This window comes from Micromonospora sp. LOL_021, assembly GCF_048060215.1.
Classification (GTDB): Bacteria; Actinomycetota; Actinomycetes; order Mycobacteriales; family Micromonosporaceae; genus Micromonospora_E.
On record NZ_JBHMIN010000063.1, the window covers coordinates 1 to 23,301 of the forward strand.

The window sequence follows — 23,301 nt, forward strand, 5'->3', positions numbered from 1 at the left end:
AGTCGACGACGTCGAGGTGGGCGAGTGAGTCCCGCAGCGCGGCGGCGAACCGGGCGGCGGCTTCGATGCTGGTGAGCCGGGTCGGCAGGTGGATGGTCCAGCGCGGTTCGTCGCTCACCAGTGGCCTCCGTTGCCGCCGGTCTGGCGCTGGTGCTCCGACTGGTAGACGCCGGCGGGCGGGGCGTTGAACCGGCAGCCGACGTGCCGTTGCCGCCACTGGCGCAGCCCTTCGCGTAGCCGGTCGGCCTCGGCCCGGTCGACGGCGGCCTGCCGGGTGAGCCGGTCCAGCTCGTCGGCGACCTGCCGCAGGTACGCGTACACCGCCGCCGGGTCCAGCCCACGCCACCGGGTGTCGAACTGCATCGCCCTGACCTGCCACGGCTCCACGAGTACACCCTGCCGAGGCACCACCCGCCCCCGCCTGCTCCGCTGCTCCACGACTTCTCCTTGTGGGTTGACCGTCATGTGCCTTTGCGCCGAGCTGAAGCTCGCTTGGCGGTCAAGATACCAATGTAGGTACGTAGATACAATAAGACGTAGGGTCATCTGCTACGTAGCGTGGCGTTGTGATCGACCCCAACGCCGACCGGGCGGTGTTTCGCCAGCTCGCGGACCTGCTGCGGAACCGGATATTGTCCGGCGAGCTTCAGCCCGGCGCGTCGTTGCCCAGCGAGCTGCGGATGGCTCAGGAGTACGGGTTGAGCCGCACGAGTGTCCGGCAGGCTGTCTCGATCCTGCGGTCCGAAGGTCTGGTCAGCGTCCAGCGACCACGCGGCACCTTCGTTCGGGAGGCTGAGTTCACCGACACCGTGACGCTTCGCAAGGGCGACACTGCCTCTGCCCGCATGCCGAGCCCGACTGAGCGTCGTGACCTTGACCTGTCGGAAGGCGTACCCATCCTCGTGATCAGCCGCGCTGACGGCTCAACCGAGCTGTACGCCGCCGACCGCACCCGCGTCAGCCTGTAGTAGTTGAGCGAGTGGCCGACTCGATTTGATTGACAGCATCGAGGTAGCGTCGATTCTTGCCCGTCGTGCGGAACAAAGTGGGGCGCGGGATTCGCTTGTAAAGTGGCTGCTACTGGAATGTACTCGCTATTGAATCCGGTGTCTCCTGGATACCGTCGATCGGAAGGGTGGCATTGTGGCGTTTAGTCATAGATGCTGGTCCGCCTATTTTTCGCCCAGCAGGTGCGGATATCAGCGTGTTCGGTGGCGAGGTCCGTATCCTGGCGGTGGATTCAGGGTGGATGTGTAGTTGACGCCGTCCGTGAGTGTGGTCGTTGCGCTAGACTTAGTGGCAGTCATCCGATCGTACTCGGCAAGGATCATGCTCTTTGTTCGAAATGCTCCATGGGTCTCCAGGTCCTTCTTTTTGATGATTGGAAATGAGTCCAGAATATGTTCAACTTCTTCCCGTGGTATAGCATAGATGCAAAAGAATAGTGCGTCGATCTCGGCGCGTATAACCTGCTGGCGACCAGGATTCCATATGAACGGGGGGTTTGTGTCGCCGATCGACACTGCGAACTCTTGTAGGTCAAATGAGGTGAACGCAAGCTCCATGACGCGAGGAGTGATGAAGTCGGCATGTGTTCTTAGGGTTTTCGGTTCTGGGACTGGTATCTGCTCGCTTGTGCTCTGTGGGATGCTTGGTTGAGTCAAGCTGCTGCGGAGCAGGTAATCGAATGCAAAGGAATTGTAGGTGGCTGCAAGTAAGGGGACGTCGACGTCTTCTAGTCCAACGGAAAGAATCCACCCGTAGGATGCTGGGCCTAGCGGTAGGATGGCTGAAATCATAGTTCGCTCGTCTGTGTTGCGTGCAATCCTCCGGTGCCCGAGAAGACATTTTCTGTTGTCTATTCCTAGTTTTGCCAAGCGCGCTTCAACAACATCTTCCGCTATCCAGTGTTCGGGGAGCGGTGCGAAGCTTGGATCTGCGGGGTTGACTGGTGTTGCGCTAGATGATTCTAGTGAATGGGAAAATCGGTGCGAGAACTGGTGACCCATTCGCCCTTCATGCAAGGGGAGCATGCGGCTTCCGTCGCGGAAAAAGATATTGCCTTCCAGGGTCCACTCGTCGCGTTCAAGAAGCTCTTTGGAGTGGAAGAGGGTCGAGTCGTCTGTTATGTCAAACATTCGCTTGTACTGAATTGGCCATCGATTCTTGCTTGGCGATTCCCCTTTTAGAATAGGAACGCGGCGGTAGATCGAGACAGTTAGATCGGCGTCGCGGCGGGTGCGGAAAATGGGCAGATTGCCGGTGTTCGGGTTGATCAGCGCGATCTCTTCCGGGCTGAGGCTGAAGGCCCGCTCGGGGTCGTCGAGGTCGACCGGGTCCTCCAGGAAGAACGCGTAGCGCGCCTCCGGTTCGCGCCCGGCCCGGCCGGTCAGCGCCAGCAGGCAGAACTTGTAGCTGGAGTGCACGCCCAGGAAGAGCGGCTTGCGGTTTTCGAAGTCGAGCAGCGTGGTGATCGCACCTCGCCGGGCGAGGTCGCTGAACAGGTGCTGCGCACCGGCACCGGTTGCGATCGCCGTGGGGACGATTACACCGGTCCGTCCCTGCGGCGCGATGAGGGTGGTGAAGCGCTCGGTGAAGAGCTGATCGGTCTGCAGCGAGTTGACGCCCTTGACGCTGAGCCCTTTTGCACACAGCGGGAAGGTGCCCGAGCCACCGGCGAAGTGGAACGTCGCCTTCACCCGGCGGCGTTCGGCGTGGTAGCGCTCGCCTGCCTCAGGATACTCCTCGACCCACTCGACGATCCGCGCCCGGCGGGTCGCGCCGGCCAGCTCCGCGATCGACGGGTCGACCACGCTGAAGTACTTCTTGTCCTCGAAGTCGACCTTGTCCCACGGTGGGTTGCCGAGCACGCAGGAGAAGCCGCCGGCCCAGCCGGTCGCCGAGTCGACGTCGGCCAGGGCGGCGTCGTCCGAGGTGTGGAAGATCTCGGGGAACTCCAGATCCCAGTGGAAGAAGCGGAACTCGTCTGCCAGCCGCTCGATCTCGTCGTAGGTTGCCTGGGACGCCGCTGCGGCGGCCGGGTCCTGCATGGCCCGGAAGACGCGGTCGGTGACCGGCGGCGGAGCGTCGGCCGCCTTGCGCCACACGAACGCCGCGCACCAGGCGTCCGCCAGGTGCCTGCGTCGGGTGTAGTCGGCCGAGCTGACCAGCTCCTGGTAGGCGGCGGCCTGCCGGCGTACGTCGGAAAGGTCACCGGCCGGGGCGTTGGTGATCCGCTCGACCCGCTCGGCGAGGTCGGCGTTGGCCACCTTGACCTCGGCGACCAGGTCGAACAGCCCGAACTGGCCGGCGCGTTCCTCGTCGTTGAGCCGCTCCAGCAGCCGGGCGTGCTTCGGATCGTCACCTTCGATCGCCTTGAACGCCCTGGTGGGGATGCCGTCGCGGCGCAGCGCCGGCAGCGCGCCGATCAGGCCGTTGCCGTGCTTGATGTGCGCGTCGAGGAAGCTCAGCGGCGTGCCCGGCTCCAGGGCTTCCAGCCACAGCGACACCTTGGCCAGCTCGACCGCCATCGGGTTGAGATCCACGCCGTAGACGCAGCGGGCGATCACCTCGTGCAGCGCGTGCCCGACCGCCTCGACGGTCGGCTCCGGGTTGCGTTCCCGCACCGCCGCGACCCGTTTCGCGATCCGCCGGGCCGCCGCGACCAGGAAGTGCCCGGAGCCGCACGCCGGGTCGCAGACCGTGATCGACAGCAGCTCGTCGACGATCGACTGGGTGGCGTCGGGCTGCCCGGCGGCTGTCGCGGCGACCTCGCCGCGTTTCTGCGCGTCGTCGATCACCGGGTCGAGAGTGGAGTCGAGCAGCCGCTCGATCAGCGACGACGGCGTGTAGTAGGAGCCGGTCTTCTTGCGGTTGTTGCCGGCCCGGTCGACCAGGGTGAAGCTGCTGTCCAACGCGCTGTGCTTGGGCACCAGCTCCAGCAGCGACTCGTAGATCGATCCCAGCTCCTCGGAGCCCATGTTGCGGTAGTCCGTCGCCCGCCAGCGACCCGACTTCGGATCCCACACCCGGCTCAGCTGACGCACCGCCGTCAGCAGGTCCGCGTTGGCCAGGGCACAGCCGCGCAGCGGCGTGTCCGCGTCGCCGTCGTCGAAGATGCCGCCCAGGCCGGGCAGGCCCAGCTCCGGGCGGCCCCGCTCATCGCCGAGCGCGTCCAGGACGATCCGCAGCGCCTGGTACAGGTCGGTGTGCGCGGTGCCCCGGCGGCGGTTCGCGTGCCGGCGTAGCCGCGCCGACGAGAAGTACGCCGCGTACCGTTCCCGGATCAGGTCGCTGGTGCCGGGCGGGTGCAGCGCGTCGCGGTCCTCGGCGGCGAAGAGGAAGATCAGCCGGTACACCAGCCGCAGCAGCGCCGCGTGCAGCTCGTCCACATCCAGCTCGCGCCGCAGCTGTCCGTTCGCCGGGTGCTTGAGGAAGCCCGTACCGAGGGTCTGCAGGGCCTTCTTGACCGCCTCCCGGTGGTATTCCAACGCGCGGACGCCGGTGCTGATCGCGTCGGTGCGCCAGCGTTCCAGCCAGCAGGTCGACGGTGCGGCACCTTCGGCGACGTCGAAGCGGGACACGTGCAGCAGCCGGTACAGCAGCACGAACTCGCTGAACAGTTCGCCGTCGAAGATCGCCTCCAGGTCGAATTCGACGTACGCGGCGGTGGCCAGGGCGTTGGAGTCCCGCAGCAGCCGCAACTGCCGGCCGTTGCTGAGCACCCCCCACAGGTGGGCGTCGGAGCGGTTCAGGCACTCCTGCACCATCGACTGCGCCCGGACCCCGCCGGCCGCCGCCGGTTTGTCCAAGTCTGCGTTCCAGCCGATCAGATGCACCGGTACGTGCTGCCAGCGGTGCGACACCGGGAACGTCTTGCCGCCGTCGTCGGCGGTGATGCCGCTGGCCCCGATCGGGGTGAGTCGGCCGAAGCCCAACTCGTCGAGCAGCGGCTCCAACCACTGGCTCACCGCGTACCCGGTGGGGTCCGCCGGGGTGGCCGCCGCCGGTGCCACCGGAAGCCGACCGCGCAGCTCGGCCCAGACGGAGCGCAGATAGTCCCAGTGCCGTTCGGCGGCGTCGCGCACCGACCGGGAGCCGACCACCCGGTAGTCGGCGGGTTTGCCGCCGGGCACGTCGCGGCCTTCGGAGATCCGGACCAGCATGTCGGCGGGGAGCAACCCGCCGATCGTGTGGACGGCGGAGAAGACCTGGTTGCGGGCGATCGCGGACACTGCAGCCTCCGGCGGGGGTAACGAAGGGCGGACGGGCGGGGGCGAGGGGGAGTGCTCAGCCGAGCGGCAGATAGACGTACGTGCCGAGCACGTCGGCGCCGTCCTGGGCGGTGACGGTCAACCCGCGCACGATCTCGCCAGCGGCGCTGCGCACCCGGCGGTGCGCGGCCAGCAGTTCGCCGGCCAGCTCCCGGCCGTACGCGGTGAGCCGTTCGTCGACCGCCGGCAGGTCGTCGATCACCCGCCGCATGGTGTTCTCGGCGAGCGTCGGGTCGGTGTTGGCGTCGGCCCCGGCGTCCAGCATCCGCAGCGCCTCGTCGGCCGGCAGCCAGTCGGCGCTGCCCGGTGCGCCCCGGAACGCCAGCAGCCGGGCGTCCTCGGCAACCAGCTCCCGGGTGCCGGTCCGGGACGGCAACGTCAGGTGGAAGCGGTAGCGGACCAGCAGCAGCGTGGTCCGGGTCGACACCGACCGGGTACGGGCCACCCCGCAGCGGCGGGCCGGACGCGGACCGGGCACGTCGGCGTCGAGCGCCGCGTTGAGTAGGTAGCCGGCGAGTGCGACGACTGCCGGGTCGGTGCGCACCAGCGCCACCTCGCCCCGGGCGACGGCGGCGGTGTCCCGCACCGGCACCTGCCGGGTGCCGTCGACGGCGTCGCCGCCGAGCACCGGGGCGAGCGCGTCCCGCAGCCCCGCCGGAGTGCCGCCCAGTTCGGCGGTGAAGCCGCCAGGGCTGGTCGGGTCGTCGCGCAGCACCCCGTCGAGGGACCGCAGCGCGGAGCGGACGAAGCCGCGGATCTCGTCGGCCCGGCCCAGAGTGTCGCGGATCGCGGTCACCTCCCGGGCCACCTCTTCGGCGTGGATGGCGTGCTGGGCGAACCGGGACCGGGACGTCTTCTCCCGTTCGATCGCCGACTGCCACTGCTTGTCCAGCTCGGCGGCCTGCTCGTCGAGCGGCTGGTAGTCGGTGACCTCGAACAGGCTGCCCTGCTCGGTGCGCCCGTCGCGCAGCACCAGCCATTCGATGATCGCGTTGGTGACGCCGGTCGACGCCTCGTCCGGCACCGACACCGAGATGCCCAGGTCCTTGCGGATCTGTCGGTGTTTGCGGATCAGCACGTCGAGGACCTTGCCGTCGATGCCGTTGTCGCTGCCGTACAAGGTAATCACCCGGACTACGGACCGCTGCTGGCCGAAGCGGTCGACCCGGCCCTCCCGCTGGTCGTGCCGGGTCGGGTTCCACGCGAGGTCATAGTGGACGACCGCGTCGAAGTGATGTTGAAGATTGACCCCTTCGGACAGACAGTCGGTGGCGACCAGTACCCGGCGGGCGGCCGGGTCGTCACCGGCCGCCGTCGCCAGCTCCTCGATGCGCTGCAGCCGCTGCTGAGGCGACAGCGTCCCGGTCACCGCCCGGATGATCGTCTTGCGGCCGAGTTTGCCGTCGAGCTGCTCGGCGACGTACTCGGCGGTCGGGATGTAGCGGCAGAACACGATCGGGTGGTAGCCCTCGGCGAGCAGCTTCTTCAGCTGCCGCACCAGCAGGGCGAGTTTGCGGTCGCCGTCGGAGCCTTCCAGCTGCTCGGCCCGTGCTGCCAGGTCGGCCAGCCGTCCGGCCGGATCGCCCGACACGACTCGGTCGACGTCGTCGGCGGTCGCCCCCGGTGCCACGTCCAGCCCTTCCAGGGCGTCGTCCTCACCGGAATCCTGCAGCAGCGGGGCACCGAGCCGGTCGGCCTCGGCGGCCGTCGCGGCCACCGCCGTCGCCGACCGGGTACGCAGCGTCTGCGCCGCCGCCCGTGGCGACGACACCAGCGACCGCAGCAGCGCGATCGCCGACCACCAGGCGATCCGGGTCTCCCGTTTGCCGCGCTGGCTGGCGGCGTCGACCCGTTCGCTGGCGTAGTCGAGGGCGTCGTAGAGCAGCGACCGGTACGCCGGGCTCAACGCGTACGTCTCGTCTTTGAACTCGCGGTCGGCGGGGAACGCGGTCTGCTCGACCATGCTGTCGTCGCGTAGGCCGTCCTCTTTGGTGAGGTACTTGCGCACGTCGGCGCGTTTGCGCTGCACGAAGTACGGGGCCAGGGCCCGTCGGCCGGCGTCGGTGGTCAGATCGAGGTTGGCCAGCTCCGGTTTGACCAGCCCCAGCAGGTGGTGGAACGCCGTCGGCTTGCCGCTGTGCGGGGTGGCGGTGACCAGCAGCAGATGCCGGTCGGCGTCGGCGGCGATCCGTTGCAGCAGCTCGAAGCGCAGCTGCGTCTGCGTCGACGTGGTGTCGTCGGCGACGACGCAGGCATGTGCCTCGTCGCAAATAACTAAATCCGGGCAGTGCCGGACGAAGTCGTCACGGTGCCGGGGCGACTTGATGAAGTCGGTCGACACGATCACGTTCGGGTGCCGGGCGAACAGCGACTGGCCCAGATCCAGGTTGCGTTCCAGCCGCGACACCGTCGACGCCAGCACCAACTCGGCGTCGATGCCGAACTTGGTGCGCAGCTCGACCTGCCACTGCTCGGCCAGCGCCGGCGAGCACAGCACCGCCAGCCCGCGTGCGCTGCCCTGGGCCAGCAACTCCGACGCGATCAGTCCAGCTTCGACGGTCTTGCCGATGCCGACGTCGTCGCAGATCAGCATCCGTACGGTCGGCTGCCGCAGCGCCATCATCAGCGGCACCAGCTGGTAGGCACGTGGCTCCACGGCGATGCCGGCCAGCGACCGGAACGGCCCCGCCCCGGCCCGGAAGCCGATCCGCAGCGCCGACCGCAGCAACCCGGCCGCCTGCGCGTTGCCCAGATCCGCCGGGGTCGGCGCGGCGAACTCGGCGCCGCGGACCGGCTCGAATGCGGGAAACACGGCGGCGATGTCGTCGTCGCTGCCGCCCAACGGGCGCAGCACCAGCATGTCCGGCGCGCTGTCGGGCAGCACGACCCAGTCACGGCCGCGGGCATGGACCAATGAACCAGGGGCGTACGCGACAGCGGTGGCGGCGGTGGCGGCGGTGGCGGTGGTCATCGGGGGCGAGTCCTGTCGTCGGCGGGGGAGGAGACGGGGTGGGACGGGCAACGGGAGGCGTCAGCCGTCCATCGCGGACCCGAAATAGCTGCGGTGCTTGTCGACGATGGCCGCCCAGTCGGCGTCGTGCGGGAAGCGGACCACCTCCCAGCCGGCGTCGATCAGCCGACCCTCGGCGTCGCGGTCCCGGTCGGCGACCACCGGATAGTCGTGCACCGGCCCGTCGACGAACACCGCCACGTTTGCCCCCGACAGCCGGTAGACGAAGTCCGGCTTGGCCAACGCCTCGGTGAGGAACGCCTGCCCCTCGTCGGGCAGCCGCAACCCGCGTTCCTTCAACCAGGTGACGAACCGCTTCTCCAGCGTGGTGTCGGACTGGTCGGCCAGCAGGGTCAACTGCTCTGATCGGGACACGCCCGCGCCGGTGGTCCGGGCCCGGCCGGCGGCGAACCGCAGCAGCAGATCCCGGACCGCGTGCCGGTCGATCTGTGAGTGGTAGCCCTGGTTGCCGTAGGTGAGCAGACATTCGTAGCAGCCCCGGGCGCACGGCCGGTCCGGGTGCGGGCCGCCCAGGTCGGTGCCGTCCGGCGCGAAATGGCAGATCTCCAGCGCCTTCCGTGCCGCCTTGGCCAGCGCATCCGGGTCAGACTGCAGCAGCCGCAGCACCCCGGCGCCGCCCTCGGCGGCCTCGATGAACAACATCCGGTCGCGGGTTGACTCCTCCGGCGGGAGCAGCTCGCTGGCCAGCTCCACGTCCTCCAACTCGAACGCCGCCTCGACACCGCGCTCCAGGGCGTACATCAGCGACACCGCCGCCGGCTGCGGCAGCGGTTCGTCGAGGGTGAGCACCGCGATGTTGCGCCGGTCCTCGACGTACGGGATGACCCGCTTGCGGCGACCCCGTTCCTGGCCGTCCGCCTCGATCAGCGGCAGTTCGTGGGAGTCGCCGGTGGCCTTGGCCGCGTCCCGCTCGTTGAGCCACCGCCCGTCGGTCGGATCCAGCCAGAAGCCGTCCGAGTCGGTGAGTTTCGACCGGGCCCGGCGCAGGTTGGTGATCCGCACCGTGGCCGAGTCGCCGTACGCGACCCGACCCAGCCGACCACCCGGGTCCGCGATGATCGCGTCCTGCCGACCCTGCCGTGGTCCGTGGTCCTGAAACCGGTACGAGGTGACCAGCCGGAACCCGGCCCGCCGCCGCTCCTCCTCGTCGGAGGAGATCCGCTCCCGCCGGATCGTGTACACCGTGCGCAGGTGCAGCAGGCCGACGAGTTTCGCGCTCTCGGTCAACGGCGCGTCGCACATCTCGCACCGGTCGGCGTTGTGCCGCTCCTCGTGGTGGTAGCCGCAGTGGGCACACCGGTACGCCGTGCCGGTGGCCACGTCGCCGGAGGCGTCCGGCGGCAGCTGGACCCGGTGCACCTGGTAGCGGGCACCCTCGTGGTAGATCAGCGCACCCGGCCCGAACTCGTTGATCGCCAGGAACCGGGGTCGTTGCAGGTAGTCGCCGTCGTGGAATCGTCGACCCGACACCGGCACGTACGCGGCCAGCGGCAGCCGGGGGAACGAGTAGCCCGGCAGGAAACCCTCACTGGCCAGATACCGGTACGGGTTGAAGTCCGACAGGATCGACTTGCTGTCCACCGATTCGTTCTTCAACAGGTTGAGCTGGGTCTCCGCCTCCCGGCGGCGTCGGGTCGCATGGTCGCGGTCCCGCTGGGCCAGGGTGTGGTCCAGCACCCGGCGGTTCTGCTCGGCCTGGTCCAGCAGCGCTGCCCGGAACAGGTCCCGCCACCGGTCGAAGCTGCGGTCGAACTGCCGTGGCGCGAGCCGGATCCGGTCCTCGAACCAGGTCTCGTACCACCAGGTCGTCTGCCGCAGGTCGTCGATCAGCCCGGCGAACACCTGATTGGCCGCCGCCACCGCCCGTCTCTGCGCGGCGGGGTCGTGCAGCGCGGCCGCGACGTGGTCGTGCAGCGCGAGCCGGGGTGTCGGGTTGCGGGTGCCTTCCGGGTAGCTGATGTCGATGACCTCAGGGACGGCCTGCCCCAGCTTGGTCCCGACCTCGGCGAGCCAGATCGCCTGGGCATGCGAACAGACCAGGTCCTCGTTGGCCAGATCCAGCCGGGGTGGGCTGACCACGCCGGCGACCATCTGCTCCGAGCGGCGGAAGTAGTACCGGTCGTGGCTGTTGCCGGTGGCGCAGTAGGTGGTGACCAGCGCCGGCTGCCCGGACCGGCCGGCCCGCCCGCTGCGCTGCGCGTAGTTCGCCGGCGTCGGCGGCACGTTGCGCATCATCACCGCGTTGAGCTCGGCGATGTCGACGCCCAGCTCCAGCGTGGGGGAGCAGTAGAGCAGCTTCAGCTCCGCGGACCGGAACGCCTCCTCGCGTCGCTCCCGCTCCTCCGGGGCGACCTGGGCGGTGTGTTCCCGGGCCACCAGGCCGCTCAGCGACGACGCCGTCGACCGGTAGAGGTCCCGGAAGAACGGGTTGACCCGAGGCCCGTCGCCGCTGGCGTAGGTGCGGGTCAGCGGATCGTGGGCACCGGTCTCGCCGGTGCCGGCCTGCCAGACCAGGCAGGCCGCCGCGACCTGGTATCCGGTGACCGTGGGGCCCGCTGGGGCCCGGAACCGGCCGGCCCGGTGTGGACGCGCCTCGATCCGGGTCACCAGCCCGGCACCGGTGAGCACCGTCAACAAGTGGGTGATGATCTGCTGCGTGTCGTCGACCGACACGGTCCGGAAGTGGACGCGGCGCAGGTACTTGCCCACCTTTCCCCGCCCGGAGATGAACAGCGCCGACCGGTCCATGCCCGGCACGGAGCTCTGCGGGTACGCCGTACCGACCCGGGGTTTGTCGCCGGAGCTGAGCACCCACGGGTCAACCAGGCGTTCCTCGCTTGCCCGCTGCAGCGAGTCGAAGCTGTCGTCGCGGAAGTGCTGCACGTCGATCGCCAGCGCCCGGCGCATCTCGTCGAGTAGCACCCGCATGATCTCCGCACGGACGCCAGGTGTCGCCTCACGCAGCTCCTGGTGCGTGTCCGACCAGCGGTCCTGCTGTCCGGCTAGCCAGTCGAGGCCGTCGTAGCCGATGCGCAGCAACCCGGTCTGTTCCAGGTTCGGCATGGTGACCCGCCAGCCGCGTTCCAGATCGACGTACAACCGGAACGCCACCACGTCGCGTAGCGTCCGGGCGGCGCTGCGGGCCAGCGGCGGGGCGAGGTCGGCGGAGCCGGCGTAGTCGGCCAGCTCCAGATTCAGCGCGTTGGCGACCCGGCCGGCCAGATCCTCGTGGCCGATGCCGTCGTCACCGGAATCGACCACGGCCCGGTACAGCGCGCCACGCAGCTGCACGACCTGGGCGAAGTCGTTGAAATGGCCGGCCTGCAGCGAGGCATCCTGCCGGTTGTCGACAAAGGTCAGCAGCTTGCGGGCCCGGCGGTCCAGCGCGTCGGCCGGGATCTCCCGCAGCGAACGAACGATCGACGCGGAGACCAACGACGTCGCCGACGACCGGCCTTCGTGGTCGAGAGTCGCCAACCGGGCGAAGTCGCGCGCCTTCTTCTGCTCGTAGGCGACGCCGCAGTGTAGGCAGAACAGGAACGGCGCCGGGATGAACGCGGCCGGCACACCGGTGTCGCCCTCCACCCCGTACGCGTCGACGGTCACCGGTCGGGGCAGCCGGGGCCGGAAGCTCTCCCGTACCGTCTCCTGCCCGTGCTCGTCGACCAGCCACGACTCCGGCAGCCGGCGGCTGTCGAGCAGCTCGGCGAGGGTCGCCGGCCACGGCCGGTCGGGGGCGATGTAGAGGTAGCCGTCGGTGTCGGTGCCCGCCGACCCGTCGGTGTCGCGGCGTTGGCCATAGCGCACCCGGCCGGCGGAGTCCTCGGTGCGCGACACCGTCAGGTACTCCTGGCCGCATTCCCGGCAGAACGCCAGCGGCAGCAGGATCTTGCCGTCCGTGCCGGGTTGGACCAGCTGGTAGTCGCGGGTCCGATGCCGGGTCTGCGGGTCCTCGATAGTGACGTAGACGGTGTCGCCCTTGGACAGGAACTGGTGCAGGCGGAAGGCGAACAACGGTCGGCCGGTCTTCGGGTGCCGCGCCTGCGAGCCGGCCTGCAGAGTGCGGCGGATGGCCTGCGCGCATTCGTCGTCGGTCCGGCCGCTGTCGCGGGCCAGCTCCTGGGCCGCGTCCTCGATCCGGGTCGGCGGACGTCGGACCAACTGGCTCTCGCCGTCGGGTGCGGGCTCCAGGCCGAACCGGGCTTCGATCCACCGGGCGAGGAGGTCCTGCGCTAGGCCGGCGTAGTCGCGGGGCGGGTCGGCGGTGATCCGCTGCGCGGGCACGGTGGCCGGAGCCGGCCCGGTGGCCCGCTGCAGGGTCTCGCCGATCACGTCATCCGGTGCCACCTCGGCTCCGAACAGGGTGCTTGCCACCGAGGCGATCACCGATCGTCGATCGGATGCGCTGCCCTCGCTGGACATCGTCGCTGAGGTGCCGATGCACTGCAGCCGGTCGGCCTGGCAGGCCTGCCGTACCCGACGAATCAGCAGCGCAACGTCCGCGCCCTGCCGGCCACGATAGGTGTGTAGCTCGTCAAAGACGAGGAACTCCAACCCGGTCGCCATGCTGATCAGCGAGCTGCGGTCAGCTGGCCGAGTCAGCATCAGCTCCAGCATCACGTAGTTGGTGAGCAGGATGTCCGGTGGGTTGCGGCGGATCTGCTGGCGGCGCTCGTCACTCTCTTGACCGGTATATCGGGCATATCGGACCGGTTCGCGGCCCTCGCCGTATCCGTCCCGCAGGAACTTGTCGAGCTCCTTGATCTGGCTGTTGGCCAGTGCATTCATCGGATAGACGATGATCGCCCGGACCCGGCGGCGGGCGGTGGGTGGCTCGGCGGCGCGGGCCCGCAGGACCTGGTCGACGATCGGCACGATGTAGCCGAGCGACTTTCCCGACCCCGTGCCGGTCGTGATCACGTACGAGGCACCGGAACGGGCGACGTCGATTGCGTCCCGCTGATGTCGGTGTAGGACGATCCCCCTGCCGTCGCAGGCGGTCCCGCCGGAGGTCTTGTCGATCTGGAAGATCCGCGCGCATTCAGGATGCAGTGTGCCGGACGCGGCAAGCTCGTCCACCGACCCGCCGGAGGCGAAGGACGGATTCAGCGAGACCCAGGGGACCGGCCACTGTGACTTGGCGTCCAGATCGGCGGCGACGAAGTCGGCGATCCGTTCGTCCCGGATAACCGTGCCGCCCTCGGTGAACGCCCGGTAGTCGGCAATCAGCTGCTGGTGCACGGCGAACACGTCCATCGCCGAACCCGGCTGAGGCTCATCGGCGGCCTTCTGCTGTCCCGAGGGCGCGGAACCGGCGGGTTGGCCGCCGACCGAAGGCGCGGTGTGCCAGAGCGCCGGGTCGAAGCCGTCCCAGCCAGCGACGGCGACCCGGCCGACGGCGAACCGCATCAGTTCGTCCCGGACGGTGACCGCGTCGACCGGTCGCTCCGCCGGATCCTTCGCCAGCAGCCGGTCGACCAGCTTAGCCAGATCGGCATCGACCTCGGGGCGCAGCAGTCGCAGTGCCGGCGGCGGGTCGTTGCGATGGTGCTCGCCCAGCTCGTAGGCGGACGGACTGTCGAACGGGGGCATGCCGCTGAGGAGCTCGAACAGCACGCAGCCGAGTGCGTACAGGTCGGCGGCCCGAGTTACCGCAGCCGAGGTGAACTGCTCCGGCGCCATGTAGCGGGCAGTGCCGAGGGTGACGCCACTGCTGGTCAGCCGGCTGACGTCGGCGTCGTCGACGATACGGCTCATCCCGAAGTCGAGCACCTTGACGTGGCCGCCGCGCAGCAGCATCACGTTCGCCGGTTTGAGATCACGGTGTACGACGTTCACCGCATGCGCGGCGGCGAGTCCGTCGGCGATCTCGGCGGCCAACGCGGCTGCCCAGGAGACCGGCAGCTGCGGCACCTCCGCGATCAGATCCTGCACCGTCCGCCCGTCGAGCAGCTCCATGGCGAGGTACGGAATACCCCGGTCGTCGAGGCCACCGTCGATAATCCGGGGCAGGTTCGGGTGGCTGAGCCGGCGCATGATCGCGACCTCACGGACGAACCGGCCGACCGCATTGCGGGAGGCCGCCGAGTCGAGAGCCGCACCGGTCCGGGTCCGCAATAGAAGCTTGACGGCGACGAGCCGGTTCGGGTCTGTCTCCGCCACCCGCAGGTCGCGGGCCCGGTGGACCTCTCCCATGCTGCCGGAGCCGATGTAGCCGTCCAGGTGGAAGCGACCGGCAACGCTATCGTGATCCACAGCGAGCTCCTCGCGTCCGGACGGGCGGCGGGCGCTGACGCAAAGGGCGCACGACCATGACCGTCCATGATCGAACTGCTGCCGATGCCGTGATTGGCGTTTGCTGTCAAGCGAAACCGAATGTTCCTATATGCACGCTTCGTCGTCAACGCCGGGCAGAAGTCGCCAAGCCGACAGTAAGCTCGTCGATGTCGGCGCCGATCGGCAGGTCCGCCCAGTTCAGCGCGTGATCACATGGCCACTGCGCGGTCTGTGCCCGGCCGGCGGATAGACCTGATCGGGCTAGGCGCCCTGGCCGTACGCCCGCCCGTTAGTTGGCGCGAGGTACCGCGTGAACCAGCGGTCCGGTGGATGCCGGTCCTGACGCCCGGTCCGGTAAGTGGGATGCCGGCTCACTGCGGGGCGGCGGTGCCCGTGCCGGGGGGCGGGGGCAGCGGCAGCGCGGGCGTGGCGGGTGGCCAGTTCCAGCGGTTCGGTGACGGTGAAGTCCAGGAACTCGACCCGGACTTCGTGCTGATTAACGTGATGCTCTACTGCTGACCGGCACGGCCACGTCGGCCACCCGCTTCTACTACGAGGACGCGAAGGCCGACTCCGCCGACGGGGCCGACTCTTCCGACTCCGCCGGGCCGGCGACCATGCCGATCGGGTTGGCGATGTTCGTCGGTGACTTCGTCTCGATCCGGACGTTCGCCGAGCGCAGCCACCGGCGGATCGTCCGGTGGACCGGGTCCGGCGACGGCGGCCACTACGCCGCGCATCTCGCCCCGGATGCGCTCAGCCGGGACGTCGAGGAGTTCTTCGCCGCGCTGCCACAGAGCTGACCCTGGGCCGATGGTTACGCAGCCTGGCCGGGGTGCGGGTGGTGATTTTCCACCCAGACCACCTCAACAGGCATTGACGTTAATCGATGGGATGGCTACCGTTTCGAGAGAGTTCCCGAAAGTTTACCGGAAGTTCCGGCGCCGTTCGTCTGTCGTCCATACCTGCCCGGCCGGGCGGTGCGGCCGGCAGGACGCGTCGGCGTCCGACAGCGACCCAGGAGGAACGAACGAGATGACGCAGCTCGTCCTGTTCGCGATCGACATCGGCGCCGTGGCGCTGCTTGTCTTCGGGCTCTACTTCCCGCGCCACCGCCGTCGGGACCTCGTCGTGGCCTACCTCGGGGTCAACGTCGGTGTCCTGGCGGTGGCGAGCGCGTTGAGCGCCAGCAACGTCGGCGCCGGGCTCGGCCTCGGGCTCGCGCTGTTCGGCGTACTGTCGATCATCCGCCTGCGCTCGACGGAGCTGGACCAGCACGAGGTCGCCTACTACTTCTCCGCCCTGGCCCTGGGCATCCTCGGCGCGTTGAGTACCACCTCGGTCTGGCTCAGCGCCGGACTGATGGCCCTCATCCTGGCGGTGATGTTCCTCGGCGACCACCCACGGCTGCTGCGGCACTACCGCCACCAGATCATGGTGCTCGACTCGGCGGTCACCGACCAGGTCGCCCTGATCGCGCAGCTGGAGCAACTGCTCGGCGCCCGGGTGCACGGCGCCACCATCCAACGGCTCGACCTGGTCAACGAGACGACCATCGTGGACGTACGGTACTCGCTGGCCGGGCGGCGGGCCGCTCCGGCCACGGCGGGTGCTCCGGCTGCGGCGGGAGCGGGCCGATGACGACGCTCGCGATCGCCGCCGCGCTCGGCGAGATGCCTCCGGTCGACCTGGCCGAGCTGATCGAGTGCGCCGCGCTGCAAACCAGGGTGGACCGCAAGTACGTCGTGCCCCTGACCGCACTGCCGGCCTTGCTTAGCCAACTGCCCGCCGGCACCCGGGTGCTGGACATCGACGCGGAGCGGACGTTCCGCTACGAGTCGGTCTACTTCGACACGCCCTGGCTGGCCAGCTACCACTGTGCTGCCTACCGCCGCCGTCGACGGTTCAAGGTACGCACCCGAACCTATGTCGACTCCGGCGACTGCTGGCTCGAAGTCAAGATCAACGGCGCCCGGGACAGCATCACCAAGCACCGGCTGCCGTACCGGCCGCAGGACCGCGGCACGGTCGGTCCCGGCCGCGAGTTCGTTGACGAGGTGCTCTGCCGGGAAGCCATCCCGGCGGACGGCGACTTCGCCCCGACCCTGGTCACCAGCTATCGGCGCAGCACGCTGCTGCTGCCGGCCACCACCAGTCGGAGCTCCAGCCGGGTCACCATCGACACCGAGCTGCGCTGGCAGTGCGGGTCGGCGAACCTGACCCTGCCACAGATCGCCGTCGTCGAGACGAAGTCGAGCGCGGCGGCCGCGGCCGCCGACCGGCTGCTGTGGCGCGGCGGCATCCGACCGATGCGCATCTCCAAGTACGCCACCGGCCTGGCCGCGCTGCGGCCGGACCTGCCGGACGGCCCGTGGCGGCGCACCCTGCGTCGGCACTTCTGCGGCATCCCTGCCCCGTCGGGTCGGCCGTCGGGCCCGGCGACGCAGGTGGTGCCGAGCATCGTCCGCCACACCGAACAGGAGGCATCGTGCGTCTAACCGTCCATAGCACCGGGGCCGCGACGGCGGCCGTCCGCGCCGTGGGAGTCGCGGTCGCGGCCACCCTGGTCGCCGGGCTGCTCGTGTCCCACTCACCGCCGGCCGGTGCCGAGCCGGTCGCCGGCAGCGGACCGCTCGCTGCGCCCGACCAGATCGCCGCCGCCGACGCGGCCGACGACCTGGTCGGCGACATCCAGTTCTCGGTGCCCAGCGGCACCTTCCAGGGCGAAGTCGCGGTGTCGCTGAGCACCACGGTCAGCGGCGCGCAGATCCGGTACACCACGGACGGCCAGCTGCCGACCGCCCAGTCCACGCTCTACTCCGGGACCGCGTTGCGTTTCACCGGCACCACCCAACTGCGGGCCCAGGCGTTCGTCGGCGGTGCGGCCTCCGGCGAGCCTGGCACCGCGATGTACGTCGCCCGCGCCGTCACCACCAACCACGACCTGCCGGTGGTCGTCGTCGACACGTACGGCGCCGGCCGGCCTGCCCGAGAATACTTTGACTCGTCCCTGATGATCTTCGACCCGGGCGCCGGCACGACGGCGTTGGACGGTGCCCCGGCGGTCGCCACCCGGGCCGGGTTCAAGCTGCGTGGCCAGTCGTCGTCGACGTTCGAGAAGACCCCGTACCGGCTCGAGTTCTGGGACAACGACGACGATGACGCCGACTACCCGGTGCTCGGCATGCCCGCCCAGTCGGACTGGGTGCTGCGCGGCCCCTTCCCGGACAAGTCGCTGATCCGCGAGGCGCTCGTCTACGACCTGGGCCGGGAGATGGGCCTGTACGCCCCGCGCTACCGATTCGTGGAGTTTTACCGGAACACCGACGCCACCTCGGTCGGCGACGACGACTACATGGGCGTCTACATGATCGTCGAGACGATCAAGAACTCGAAAGCCCGGCTCGACCTCAAGCAACTCGACGAGGACGACCGTACGCTGCCGAAGATCACCGGAGGCTACATCTGGAAGTTCGAGTGGATGGCCGCCGAGGAGCCGACACTGCCCTGCACCGGGCCGGCCGCCACCTGCTGGAACTACCTGGAGGTCGCCGACCCTGACCCGCTGCAGCCCGAGCAGGCCGACTGGTTGCGCGGCTATCTGCAGGAGTTCCACGATGTGCTGCGGGCACCCAACTTCGCCGACCCGGAGACGGGGTACCGGGCGTACATCGAGGTCGACACGTTCATCGACCAGATGATCCTCAACGAGCTCAGTCGGGAGATGGATGCGTACATCCGCAGCGCCTACTTCTACAAGGACCGGGACACGAAGATCTTCGCCGGACCGCTGTGGGACTACGACCTGACCTTCGGCGTCGGCGGATTCTTCGAGAACGACCAGATTGCCGGCTGGCAGTACCAGCAGACCCGTCAGCCGGTGGCGAACGACTGGTTCAACCAGTTGATGCGCGACCCGGCGTTCGTCAACGAGGTCCGGCTGCGCTGGCAGTCGCTGCGGCGTGGTCTGCTCTCCGACGCGTCGCTGCGGGCCCGGATCGACGCCTTGGCCGCACCGCTGACCAACGGCGCGCAACGCAACTTCCAGCGGTGGCCGAACCTGACCACCCCGATGATCGGGTTCTTCTTCACCCCGACCGCGCCGACCTGGCAGGGTCAGGTCGATTACATGCGGGACTGGATGCTGCAGCGGGCGGCCTGGTTGGACTCCACGGCCGGCTGGGGTGGACCGACCACCACACCTCCTCCAACGACCGCACCCCCGACCACTCCGCCGCCGACCACCCCACCGCCGACGACGCCACCCCCGACCACCCCACCGCCGCCCACGACCGCGCCGCCGCCGACCACGGCGCCCCCGGGATCAGCCTGTACGGCGACGTACTCGGTGACCAGCCAGTGGCCGGGCGGTTTCCAGGGTGAGGTGCGGGTGACCGCCGGGTCCGCACCGATCAGCAACTGGACGGTGAGCTGGACCTTCACCAACGGTCAGACGGTCAGCCAGGCGTGGAACGCCACCGTCACCAGCCAGGGGGCCTCGGTCACCGCCCGGAACGTGGCCTACAACGGGGCGCTCGGCCCCGGAGCGAGCACCAGCTTCGGCTTTCTGGGTTCGTGGAACGGCGCCAACGGCACACCCGCGGTGAGTTGCACGGCGAGCTGACCAAGCCGGCACGTGTGACGACACGTACCCGGCATCCATGCCTGCGCTTGGTATGGTGCCGGGTACGTGTCGGTTGCGGTCGTGGTAGTGGCGGTCCGGGGGCGCCGTGGTCTGGGGGTGCCCAGTGGTTGGGTGCCGTAGCGGTCGCGACGGGGTCGGTGAGGAGGCTGTGGCATGGGTGTCGGTCGGGTAGTGCGGTTCGACGAGGGGCGTGGGTACGGTTTCATCGCCCCGGATGACGGTGGCGACGACGTTTTCGTGCACGCCGGTGAGCTCACGCAACGGGGCATCCGGGTAGCGACCGGCACCCGGGTGTCATTCAAGGTGATCGACGGCGGCCGTGGTCCCAAGGCGTACGACGTCGAGATCATCGACGACGCCTCCGGCTCCGCCAGCGGCGCGGTCAGCCGGGTGGCGGGCACCTCCGGCGAGGGCGGCGACGACGAACTCTGCGAGATCTTTTCCGAGCCGGAGTACCTGCAGCGGATCACCGAGCTGCTGCTGTCCGACGCGCCGTACCTCACCGGTGCGCAGATCGTCGAGTTGCGCGGACACCTGCTGCGGTTCTCCCGCAAGTGTGGCTGGGTCGACTGACCATCTGGTCGCACTCCGTCGCCTGACGGCGTCCTCCAGGCCTGTCCGGCCTGCCCGGCCTGCCACCTTCGCATCCAGGGTTGACTATGGCCTCCGACGGCCATAGGTTCCAATCAACTTACGGAAGTATTCCGGAAACCACCGTCCTGGTTTCGGGCGCTTTTCGGCCTTGTCGTCCCGGGTGCTTCCGCCGCACCGTCCCCGGAAGGATGCCATGAAGGCGACCCGCATACTCGTCGCTTGTGTGCTCTCCGTAGCCATGATGGCTACGGTTGGTGCCAGCGCCTCCGCGACCTCCCACTCCGGCCGCCCGCCGGTCGGCGGCCCGCCCGCTGGCGGGCCACCCGTCACCGACCAGTCCCTGCGCGGCCTGGCCAAGTGGAACAAGCTGCAGATCGGCACCGCTGTCAACATGACCGCGTTGGCCGAGGACGAGACCTACCGTGACCGGATCGCCACCGAGTTCTCCAGCGTCACCGCCGAAAACGTGATGAAGTGGGAGACGCTGGAGCCGGTCCGGGGCGAGCGCGACTACGGGCCGGCCGACGAACTGGTCGACTTCGCCCGCCGCAACAAGCAGGTCGTCCGTGGGCACGTTCTGGTCTGGCACAACCAGAACCCGGCCTGGCTGACCGAGGGCGTCGAGTCCGGTGAGATCGACGCCGCCGAGCTGCGGCAGATCCTGCGCGAGCACGTCACCGAGACGGTCCGCCACTTCAGGGGCCGGATCCACCAGTGGGACGTGGCCAACGAGATCTTCGACGACAACGCCGAGCTGCGGGACTCCATCTGGCTGCGGGAGCTCGGTCCGTCCTACATCGCCGACGCGTTCCGCTGGGCGCACCGGGCCGACCCCACCGCGGAACTGTTCCTCAACGACTACAACGTAGAGGGCATCAGCGCGAAGAGCACCGCCTACTACGACCTGGTGCGGGAACTGCGCCGGCAACGGGTACCGGTGCACGGCATGGGGATCCAGGGCCATCTCGGGATCCAGTACGGCTTCTGGTCGGCGAACGCCGTCGCCGAGAACCTGCGCCGGTTCGAGGCGCTCGGGTTGGAGACCGCGGTCACCGAGGCGGACGTCCGGATGCCGATGCCGACCGACGTGATCAAGCTGCAGTCGCAGGCACAGGGCTACAACACCCTGCTGCAGGGTTGTCTGCTGGCGGACCGGTGCAACTCGTTCACCTTCTGGGGCTTCACCGACAAGTACTCCTGGGTCCCGGACTGGTTCGACGGCGAAGGCGCGGCGAACATCCTGGACGAGGAGTACCAGCCGAAGCCGGCATACGACGCGGTCCGGGCGACCCTCGGCCTCGCCGTGCCGCCGCGCCGATGACGCCACGAGACCGTCCACTGGACAGCACCCTGGTAACCATCGGCATTGATTGACCGCTGTACCGTCCGGCCGTAGCCTGACCGACAGGACAGCCGAAAATACCGGACAGATCCCGGAAGTTTCACTGCTGTTCCAGCTGGTCCAATGCTCCCCAGTGCCGGACCAACGACCACCGGCCGTGGCTGCCCTGGCGAACTCCGACCCCAGCCAGTTCAGCCACGGCCGGTTTGGCGGTCACGCCGAGCACGGCCGGCGACAAGGAGCAGGGGCGAGAAGCAGGTTTGCCCCGCGTAGGTCGGGTAGACAGCCCGGATGACCGGGTCCGAGCCTCCGGCGTACAGCTCCGCGGCACGCCCGAGCGCCGTGCGACCGGTGCTGCCCGTGCTGATGTACCACTCGGTCTCTACGGCGGCCCGAGGGCCGCTGCGGTCACTCGCCGTCGGACCAACCCGGTTCGCCGAGCAACTCGCCGCGCTCGCCGACGCCGGCTACCGGATGGTCGGCCTCAGCGAGGCGCTCGACCTGCTCGACGACGCGGCGATCGACCGCAACCGGCCGGCTCCGTCGATGGTCGCGCTAACCTTCGACGACGGGTACGCCGATTTCCTCACCCGCGCCCTGCCGCTGCTCGACGCCGCGAACGCCCGGGCCACCCTCTACCCGTCGGTCGGGCACCTCGGGCAGTACGCCGACTGGCTGGGCCAGTGGGCCGAGGAGTTCGGCCCACTGCTGGACTGGACCCAGCTGGACGCGGTGGCCGGGTCGGGCCGGGTCGAGATCGGCTCGCACGGTCTGCTGCACCATCCACTCGACGTCCTGCCGCCGCAGCGGGCGGCGGACGAGATCATCGTCGCCCGGGACCGTCTCGAACAGCGGTTCGGCACCCCGGTCCGGTCGTTCTGCTATCCGCACGGCTACCACGACTGGCGGGTCCGGGCGGCGGTCCGCCGGGCCGGGCACGACAACGCGTGCGAGGTGGGCCGACGGCGGTACCGGCCGGGCGACCGGCGGCTCGCCGTACCCCGGCTGCTGCCGACCGACGACCACGACGGCGCCGCGCTGCTCGACCTGGTCCGCACCGGCGGACCCCGGATGGTGCCGCAGGCGAAGCGACTGGCCCAGCCCGCCTGGCGGCTCACCCGGCGGGTGGCCCGGCGGGCCGGCCGGCAGCTGACGTGACGGCCCGCCGTTGGCGGCGGCGCAGCGGCCCCTTCGCGGTCGCCGCCGGCCTCGCCGCGCTGGTACTGACCCTCGGTGTGCTGGTCCCGTTGCTGCAGCACCGTGCCGACCAGCCGGACCAGCCCGACCAGACCAGTCAGCCCGACCAGCCTGACGGGACCGGCCAGCCGGATTCCGGCGGCGGACCGCCCCCGGCCGGGCCGCCACCCACCACGGCCGGCGGCGACCGGACGACGAACCCGTCCGGCATCGCCCTGCCCACCGGCGATCTGCCCGGCTGGCGGCAGATCTTCGTCGACGACTTCGACGGCACCGAGCTGAGCGACGACTGGTTCGCCTACTCCGGCCAGCCGGACTGGGATCCGGGCGGCTGGTTCGACCCCGGCCACGTGTCGGTCGGAGCCGGCATGCTCACCATCGGCGGCTGGCGGGAGGCCAGCCGGGACAACATCTACGTCACCGGCGGGGTGTCCAACCGGCGGGCGGTGACCCGCAGCTACGGCCGGTACGACATCCGGTTCCGGATGGACCAGGGCACCGGGATCGCGTACGCGCTGCTGCTCTGGCCGGGCGACAACGTCTACCCGCCGGAGATCGACATCGCCGAGGACAACGGCAAGGGCCGGGACCGGATGTACGGGGTGCTGCATCCGGTGACCGGCGACCTGATCGGGCACGACGTCGGTGGCGACTTCACCCGCTGGCACACCGCCGGTCTGGAATGGACGCCGGATCGGCTGGTCTACACCCTGGACGGCGAGCCGTGGGCGACGATCACCGGCGACCAGGTGCCGGACGAGCCGATGGCGTTGGCTCTGCAGAGCCAGGCGTGGTACTGCGGGCACACCTGGGAGGCCTGCCCGGACGAGACCACACCGGACGTGGTGAACCTGCAGATCGACTGGGTCGCCATCTACGCTCCGGCCTGACGCCCGGCGGAGCATCGGAGCATCCGGCCTGACGCCGTCCGGCGGAGCATCCC

Annotated in this window: 14 protein-coding genes and 1 pseudogene; 11 read left to right on the top strand and 4 right to left on the bottom strand. The window is 69.4% G+C overall.

The features are described 5' to 3' along the window. Positions 1-114 precede the first annotated feature (114 nt). On the bottom strand, positions 115-411 hold the full coding sequence (locus ACFHWT_RS27740) for a DivIVA domain-containing protein (RefSeq protein WP_416597644.1): 297 nt from the start codon (positions 409-411) through the stop codon (positions 115-117). A 155-nt stretch (positions 412-566) separates the two neighbouring features. Here ACFHWT_RS27740 and ACFHWT_RS27745 point away from each other — a divergent pair, with 155 nt between their 5' ends. Further along, positions 567-968 carry a GntR family transcriptional regulator gene (locus ACFHWT_RS27745; RefSeq protein ID WP_416597626.1) on the top strand — a complete coding sequence of 134 codons (402 nt, stop codon included), beginning with the start codon at positions 567-569 and terminating at the stop codon, positions 966-968. 231 nt (positions 969-1,199) lie between these two features. Here ACFHWT_RS27745 and ACFHWT_RS27750 read toward each other — a convergent pair whose 3' ends face one another. From ACFHWT_RS27750 to ACFHWT_RS27760, 3 genes are all read right to left on the bottom strand, one after another. Next, entirely contained in the window at positions 1,200-4,838 is a 3,639-nt protein-coding gene (locus ACFHWT_RS27750; protein WP_416597627.1) for an Eco57I restriction-modification methylase domain-containing protein, read from the bottom strand. Positions 4,839-5,289: 451 nt separating this feature from the next. Next, entirely contained in the window at positions 5,290-8,244 is a 2,955-nt protein-coding gene (locus ACFHWT_RS27755) for a helicase-related protein (protein WP_416597628.1), read from the bottom strand. A 60-nt stretch (positions 8,245-8,304) separates the two neighbouring features. Continuing rightward, the gene (locus ACFHWT_RS27760; protein WP_416597629.1) at positions 8,305-14,559 is read right to left on the bottom strand and encodes a protein kinase domain-containing protein; all 6,255 of its coding nucleotides are present in this window, start codon (positions 14,557-14,559) and stop codon (positions 8,305-8,307) included. Between the two features lie 384 nt (positions 14,560-14,943). Here ACFHWT_RS27760 and ACFHWT_RS27765 point away from each other — a divergent pair, with 384 nt between their 5' ends. From ACFHWT_RS27765 to ACFHWT_RS27810, 10 genes and pseudogenes are all read left to right on the top strand, one after another. Beyond that, a complete protein-coding gene (locus tag ACFHWT_RS27765) occupies positions 14,944-15,099 on the top strand; it encodes a hypothetical protein (protein WP_416597630.1) in 156 nt (51 codons plus the stop codon). A 98-nt stretch (positions 15,100-15,197) separates the two neighbouring features. Continuing rightward, positions 15,198-15,383: a hypothetical protein gene (locus ACFHWT_RS27770; protein ID WP_416597631.1), complete on the top strand. Its 186-nt coding sequence runs from the start codon at positions 15,198-15,200 to the stop codon at positions 15,381-15,383. 232 nt (positions 15,384-15,615) lie between these two features. Further along, positions 15,616-16,221, top strand: a complete 606-nt coding sequence (locus ACFHWT_RS27775) for a DUF4956 domain-containing protein (RefSeq protein ID WP_416597632.1) — start codon at positions 15,616-15,618, stop codon at positions 16,219-16,221. After that, positions 16,218-17,078, top strand: coding sequence for a polyphosphate polymerase domain-containing protein (locus ACFHWT_RS27780; protein ID WP_416597633.1), 861 nt, complete (start codon positions 16,218-16,220; stop codon positions 17,076-17,078). The genes ACFHWT_RS27775 and ACFHWT_RS27780 overlap by 4 nt, the downstream gene beginning before the upstream one ends. Before the next feature lie 203 nt (positions 17,079-17,281). Further along, positions 17,282-17,464, top strand: a pseudogene (locus ACFHWT_RS27785) (chitobiase/beta-hexosaminidase C-terminal domain-containing protein); the annotation flags it as partial. 129 nt (positions 17,465-17,593) lie between these two features. Beyond that, positions 17,594-19,204: a CotH kinase family protein gene (locus ACFHWT_RS27790; protein ID WP_416597645.1), complete on the top strand. Its 1,611-nt coding sequence runs from the start codon at positions 17,594-17,596 to the stop codon at positions 19,202-19,204. 174 nt (positions 19,205-19,378) lie between these two features. After that, positions 19,379-19,798, top strand: a complete 420-nt coding sequence (locus tag ACFHWT_RS27795; RefSeq protein WP_416597634.1) for a cold-shock protein — start codon at positions 19,379-19,381, stop codon at positions 19,796-19,798. A gap of 262 nt (positions 19,799-20,060) precedes the next feature. Next, positions 20,061-21,140 carry an endo-1,4-beta-xylanase gene (locus ACFHWT_RS27800; RefSeq protein ID WP_416597635.1) on the top strand — a complete coding sequence of 360 codons (1,080 nt, stop codon included), beginning with the start codon at positions 20,061-20,063 and terminating at the stop codon, positions 21,138-21,140. A 372-nt stretch (positions 21,141-21,512) separates the two neighbouring features. Next, positions 21,513-22,319, top strand: coding sequence for a polysaccharide deacetylase family protein (locus ACFHWT_RS27805; RefSeq protein ID WP_416597636.1), 807 nt, complete (start codon positions 21,513-21,515; stop codon positions 22,317-22,319). Further along, complete coding sequence (locus ACFHWT_RS27810; RefSeq protein WP_416597637.1) at positions 22,316-23,248, top strand: family 16 glycosylhydrolase; 933 nt, start codon at positions 22,316-22,318, stop codon at positions 23,246-23,248. The genes ACFHWT_RS27805 and ACFHWT_RS27810 overlap by 4 nt, the downstream gene beginning before the upstream one ends. Positions 23,249-23,301: the final 53 nt, after the last annotated feature.